The 1,310-nt window shown below is 67.4% G+C and carries 2 protein-coding genes; both read right to left on the reverse strand.

Annotation, left to right across the window (positions count from 1 at the left end; all coding sequences use genetic code 11):
- Positions 1-710: PAS domain-containing protein (locus ACN269_RS34770; RefSeq protein WP_421477585.1), on the reverse strand; the 710-nt coding region annotated here is incomplete at its 3' end.
- Between the two features lie 301 nt (positions 711-1,011).
- A partial coding sequence (locus tag ACN269_RS34775; RefSeq protein ID WP_421477587.1) for a Zn-binding domain-containing protein occupies positions 1,012-1,310 on the reverse strand: 299 nt, incomplete at its 5' end.

Genomic DNA, 1,310 nt, shown 5'->3' on the forward strand with positions numbered 1-1,310 from the left:
ATCGCGCGGTGTACGCCGGGCTGCGCCATCCCGTTGAGGATCCGCTGAGCCAAGCTGTCGGTTGCCTGCGGGGGACGATCCCGTTCGCCGCGCCAGTTCATTGCCCGGCAGATCAGTCGCTCGACGCCGTCCTCCTCGGCCTCGACCACCGCCCGCGCGGTGAAACCGACCGTGATCCGCTCTCCGCGGTGATCGGTGACGTCCCAGGTGCTGCAGAAGGTGCGGCCCGCCTGCGGCCGGATCGCCATGGCCAGCACCTTGGTCTCGCCGGGGTTGAGGTCGCGGGTCGGCAGGTCGTCGGCGAACGCCCGCCCGTGGGTGATCTCCGTGGCCGGATTGTGCCCGGCGTTGGTCAGCGACTCGATCGTGTCGGTGGCAACCCCTTTGGTCAGGTCCCAGGTGAGGGCGCCGGGGACAGGCCGTTCGGGGGGGTCGACGTCAGCAGGGCCGATCCAGACGTGCACGCCGTGGATGTGTCCGTCGGACATCCCGACCACCTCGGTGCGGATCACGCGGTCGCGTTTGGGTGTGATGCTGCTCAATCCTTTGCCGGCGCGCATCGTCTCGGCGATCGCTGCCTGGATCGCCATCAGGTGCGGATTTCGTCGTAGGAACGCGCTGATCGGGACCAGGTTCTTGGTTTGGCGGCCCTGTGCGACCACGGCAGGTTCGCCGCCCAGTGTCTCCACGAGCAGCCAGTCGTGGCTCATGGCCGCATTCTACCGAGCGTGATGTCGGTCACGGCGCACTATTTTCCCGCTACGAAATCCGTAGGACGGGCGTCACAGTCTTTGCTGGTCGGCTTCCGTTTCGCCGCCAGAGGGTTGCGTTCACCAAGGTGACGGGGTAACTTTCGTCTGCGCCCGATGTCCGGGCCTGGGAACGGATCGCGTTGTCCGACCGTTCGACGCACCGCCTGGGTGTAAAAGGCGTGCCCGATCTCCACGTCACTGGCCGCCGGAGTGTGCTGTCGACTGTCGAGGGGTCGGTCGTCGCCACACAGTCCGATGGTCAGTGCCGGGCCGCCAACTCACCGAGTACGAGGCGCAGTACCCGCATTGCACCCGTTTTGTCCAGCGGATCGTTTCCGTTGCCGCATTTGGGGGATTGCACGCAGCTCGGGCAGCCGTGCGGGCACTCGCAGGCCTCGATTGCCGCAGCAGTGGCGCCCCACCAGGCGCCGATCTGGCGGTAGCCGCGTTCGGCGAAACCGGCCCCGCCCGGGTAGCCGTCATAGACGAAGATGGTCGGCAGCCCGTCCACCGGCCCGGTAGCGGTTGAGACGCCGCCGATGTCGCCTCGGTCACAGC

It is taken from the genome of Micromonospora sp. WMMD736, assembly GCF_049179015.1.
In the GTDB taxonomy this organism is placed as follows: Bacteria; Actinomycetota; Actinomycetes; order Mycobacteriales; family Micromonosporaceae; genus Micromonospora.